The following is a 4,489-nucleotide window of genomic DNA, read 5'->3' as shown; positions in this document are numbered from 1 at the left end:
GTGTCGGGCGGCCCGGCCCGCGCCCCCGGCCGCCCGACACCGCCCGCGCCGGGCCGCCGTCAACCGGTCACCAGCCCCGACTGGTACGCGAAGACGACGAGCTGGGCCCGGTCCCGGGCTCCCAGCTTGCCCATCGCCCGGCTGACGTGGGTACGGGCGGTCGCCGGACTGACGACCAGCCGGGCGGCGATCTCCTCGTTGTTCAGCCCCTCACCGACCAGGCCGACCACCTGGCGTTCCCGGTCGGTGAGCGCGTCGAGCCGCGGATGCGGACGCGGCACCCGGGACGGCCGGGTGGCGAACTCCCGCACCACCCGCCGGGTCACCGACGGCGACAGCAGCGCCTCCCCCTCGGCGACCAGCCGAATCGCCCGCAGCAGCTCGGCCGGCCGGGTGTCCTTGGTGAGGAACCCGCTCGCCCCGTGCCGCAGCGCGTCGAAGACGTACTCGTCCAGCTCGAAGGTGGTGAGCACCACCACCCTCGTGCCGACCAGGTCGGGGTCGGCGACGATCCGACGGGTGGCCTCGATCCCGTCGATGCCCGGCATCCGGATGTCCATCAGCACCACGTCCGGCCGCTCCCGGCGGGCCAGCTCCACCGCCCGCAGCCCGTCGGCCGCCTCACCGGCCAGCGCCAGGTCGTCCTCGCTCTCCACCAGCGCGCGCAGCCCGAGCCGGACCAGGTCCTGGTCGTCGGCGATCAGCACCCGGATCACGCGGAGGCCTTCACCGGCAGCCGGGCGTACACCCGGAAACCGCCGCCGTCGGTACGCGGCCCGACGGCCAGCCGCCCACCCAGCGCGTCGACCCGCTCCCGCATCCCGGCCAGGCCGTGCCCGCCAGTTCCGTCGTCGGCGGGATCCGGCCCGTCGCCCCGGGCGCCCGTGCCCCGGTCGGTGACCTCGACGGTCAACTCGTCGGCGCGGTAGTCGACCGTCACCTCCGCGCTGGCCACCCCGGCATGGCGCAGGACGTTGGTCAACGCCTCCTGCACCACCCGGTACGCGGCCAGATCCACCGCTGCCGGCAGCTCCCGCGGTTCACCGACCACCCGCAGCTCGACGGCGAGGCCGGTTCCGGCCAGCCGGTCGCGTAACGCGGGGAGCCGGGCCAGGCCGGGTACCGGCCCACGCTCGGCGCCTCGCCGCACCGCGCCCAGGGTGACCCGCAGCTCGTCCAGGGCCTCCCGGCTGGTCCGGCTGATCGCGGTCAGCGCGGTCTCCGCCTGCTCCGGCCGTTTCGGCAGCAGGTGCAGGGCGATCTCCGCCTGCATGCTGATCGCGGCCAGCCCGTGCCCCACCACGTCGTGCACCTCCTGCGCGATGCGCAGCCGCTCCTCGTCCGCCTGCCGCCGGGCCTGCTCGGCACGACTGCGAGCCTCCTCGGCACGGCTGCGGGCGGTCGCCTCGCGGTTGACCCGCACCACCGTCCCCACCGCGAACGGTACGACCACCCAGGCCGACGCGGGCAGCACTCCGGCCCAGCCCGGAGCGGGGCCCCGGGACCAGAAGGCGTGTGTCAGCAGCAGCACGAACGCGCCCCCGGTGGCGAGCGCCGCCGGCCGCACCGGCAGCCGCACCGCGACGGTGTACACCGCGATCAGGAAGGTGAGCAGGATCGGCCCGTACGGGTAGCCGATCACCAGGTACGTCGTAGTGGCCGCGGTGACCACGCCGAGGGTCGCGACCGGGGCGCGTCGCCGGGCCACCAGCGCCAGCGCGGCGACTGCGATCAGCACCCGGCAGGCGGCGTCCACCGGCCTGGACCCCGGCTGGTTGTCCCCGGCCAGGCCGGTGGCGAGCAGCGCGAATCCGAGCAGCACCAGGGCGAGCGCGGCGTCAGCGCCCCTCTCCTGCCACCCTCGCTGTCCGCTCCCTCGCATGGCCGTCATTCTGCCCGCGCCGAGGCCAAGAGGCGTGCGTCCACGAGCGGCACCGCAGCTACGCCCCCGGACGTACCCGCCGCCCATCTCCCCGCCACGCTGCTCCGGTCTGACCGTGCGGAAGGCTCGAGCACGCCCGGGCCGGCGGCGGACACCTCCGCGAGCGCGATGACTCAGAGGCATAAATATGACTCTGAGGTATCGCGCCGGTGAGTGAGGCGGGCTGGCACGAGGATTGAACGGAGATGGTGCAACGACGCGGCGGGCGGCTACGAGCGGCAGCGACTACGAGCGGCGGACAGCGCGCGGGCGACGGACAGCCGTCGGCAGGCGGCGGCGGACGGCGGCAGGCGGCGGCGGACGGCGGCAGGCGGCGGCAGGCGGGCGGCGAGGATTCGAGGGCGGTCAGACGGCGGCGAGTACCGCGGCCTCCAGGCGGGCGCGGGTGGCGTCGTCCGGCCAGCCGCCGACCAGGTAGAAGGCGTCGACCACGTCGGCTCCGAGGGTGGAGATGCGGGCCGCGCGGACCAGGGCACCCGCCTCGTCGAGCGCACAGGTGACCCGGTAGAGCAGGCCGGCGGCGTCGGCGGCGCGCAGCTCCAGCAGGACGGCGTCGGTGGCCGCCTCGCGGTGCCAGACCACCCGGGGGGCCGCGCCGCCGCCCCGGGCGGCGAGCGTACGGCCGCGGAGGCGCTGGGTGACCGACACGTCGCCGGCGACCGCTCGCCGCAGGTCGGCGCGGAGGGGGACCGGGTCCGGCGGTAGGCCGTAGCGCGGCTGCACCCGGCACTCGACCAGGGCCCGGCCGTCGACCGCGGAGGCGTCCGCGGAGATCACTTCGAGCCGGTGCAGGGCCAGGCAGCCGGCCACGGTGGCGAGCAGGCCGCGTCGGTCCGCCGCGGCCACCGCCACCCGGTCCCCGGTCAGGTGGACGACCGGCAGGGGCCCGGCCAGCAGCGCCGGGTCGGGGGCCGGCGGTTCGGGGAGTACGCCGGTGTCCAGCGCGGTGCGGACCCGGGCGACCAGCTCGGCGACCAGTCGGCCCTTCCAGTCCGACCAGGCCGCCGGCCCGGTGGCCGCCGCGTCCGCGCGGACCAGCGCGTGCAGCAGGTCGAGGGTGCCGGTGTCCCCGACCGCCTCGGCCACCGCTGCGATGGTCACCGGGTCGGCCAGGTCCCGGCGGGTGGCCACGTCGGGCAGCAGCAGGTGCAGCCGGACCAGCGTGCCGATCAGTTCGACCTCCCCGGCGGGCAGGCCGATCCGGGTCGCCACCGCCTCGGCCAGCGGCACACCGACCGCGCTGTGGTCCCCGGGAAGTCCCTTGCCGATGTCGTGCAGCAGGGCACCGAGGAGCAGCAGGTCGGGGCGGTCCACCTCGCGGGCGTGCCGGCTGGCCTCGTGGGCGGTCTGCACGAGGTGCCGGTCCAGGGTGAAGCGGTGCACCGGGTTGTGCTGGGGCAGGCTGCGCAGCCGGGCCCACTCGGGCAGCCAGCCGTCGACCAGCCCGTACCGGTCGCAGGTCTCCCAGGCCGGCACGAGGCCGGCACCGGCGCCGAGCAGGGTGGTCAGCGCGGCCCGGGCCTCGGCCGGCCAGGGCGCGGGCAACGGCGGGCAGTACGCCGCCAGCCACTCGCAGGTCGCCCGTGCGATCGGCAGCCGGGTGGCGGCCGCGGCGGCAGCCACCCGTAGCGACAGGCTCGGGTCGGGGCGAGCGCCGATCGCCGTGCGGGCGAGCACCAGCTCGCCGTCGTGCTCAACCACGTCCCGGGCCACCGGGCGGCGCGCCGGGCGACCGTTTCCGCCGCGGAATCGGCCGGAGCGCAGCCGGTCGGCGGCCCGGAAGGCGTCGTCCAGGGCGTGACTGACCGTGCGGGCGTCCCCGGCGACCCGGCGCAGGAGGGCGTCGCCGTCCTCCACGACGGCTCCGGGCCGCCGCGCGGCGTCAGACGCGCCGGGCTGGAGTTGTCGCAGCCCCAGGAGCGCCGCCACGCCGTCGCGCTCCTGGGCGACCAACCGGTCGACCCGGCGACCGACCTGCTGGTGCAGGGCGTCCCGGGTGTCCAGCAGGCGCAGATGGGCGGCGCGCACGGCGGGACGCAGGGCGTCGGTGATCCCGGCAGCGGAGATCGCCCGCAACAGCCCCACGTCACGCAGCCCGCCGGCGGCCTCCTTGAGGTCACCCTCCAGCAGGAAGGCCAGTTCGCCGTGTGCCTGCCAGCGGGCTTCGGCGACCTCCCGTAGACCGGGCAACTGGCGGACGGCGGTCCGCCGCCAGTGGTCGGCGGCGGTGCGGATCAGCGCGTCGGCCAGCGCCCGGTCGCCGACCACCAGCCGGGCGTCGAGCAACCCGAGGGCCACCTTGACGTCGTCCTGGGCCACCGACAGCGCTTCGGAGACGGTGCGTACCGAGTGGTCGAGCCGCAGGCCGGCGTCCCAGATCGGGTACCAGACCGAGGCGGCCAGCTCGTCGGTGCCGGGCACCCCGGCGTGCAGGAGAACCAGGTCGAGATCGCCGTACGGCGCACACTGCCGCCGCCCCAACCCACCCACGGCGAGCAGCGCCACCCCGTCCCGCACCGGCACCAACCCCCGCAGGAAGTCGTCGTA

General features: G+C 76.5%; 3 protein-coding genes. All 3 read right to left on the bottom strand.

Annotated features, from left to right (window positions below):
- Positions 1–59: 59 nt before the first annotated feature.
- On the bottom strand, positions 60–716 hold the full coding sequence (locus EAD98_RS23650; RefSeq protein ID WP_121656203.1) for a response regulator transcription factor: 657 nt from the start codon (positions 714–716) through the stop codon (positions 60–62).
- Positions 713–1,882 (bottom strand): sensor histidine kinase, encoded by a 1,170-nt coding sequence (locus EAD98_RS23645; RefSeq protein WP_233583942.1) that lies wholly within the window; start codon positions 1,880–1,882, stop codon positions 713–715. Before EAD98_RS23645 ends, EAD98_RS23650 begins: the two co-directional genes overlap by 4 nt.
- A 405-nt stretch (positions 1,883–2,287) precedes the next feature.
- A partial coding sequence (locus EAD98_RS23640) for a [protein-PII] uridylyltransferase (RefSeq protein WP_199723516.1) occupies positions 2,288–4,489 on the bottom strand: 2,202 nt, incomplete at its 5' end.

This window comes from Micromonospora sp. CV4 (genome assembly GCF_003667455.1).
Taxonomy (GTDB): domain Bacteria; phylum Actinomycetota; class Actinomycetes; order Mycobacteriales; family Micromonosporaceae; genus Micromonospora.
This window is presented reverse-complemented; position numbering and strand designations above follow the sequence as displayed.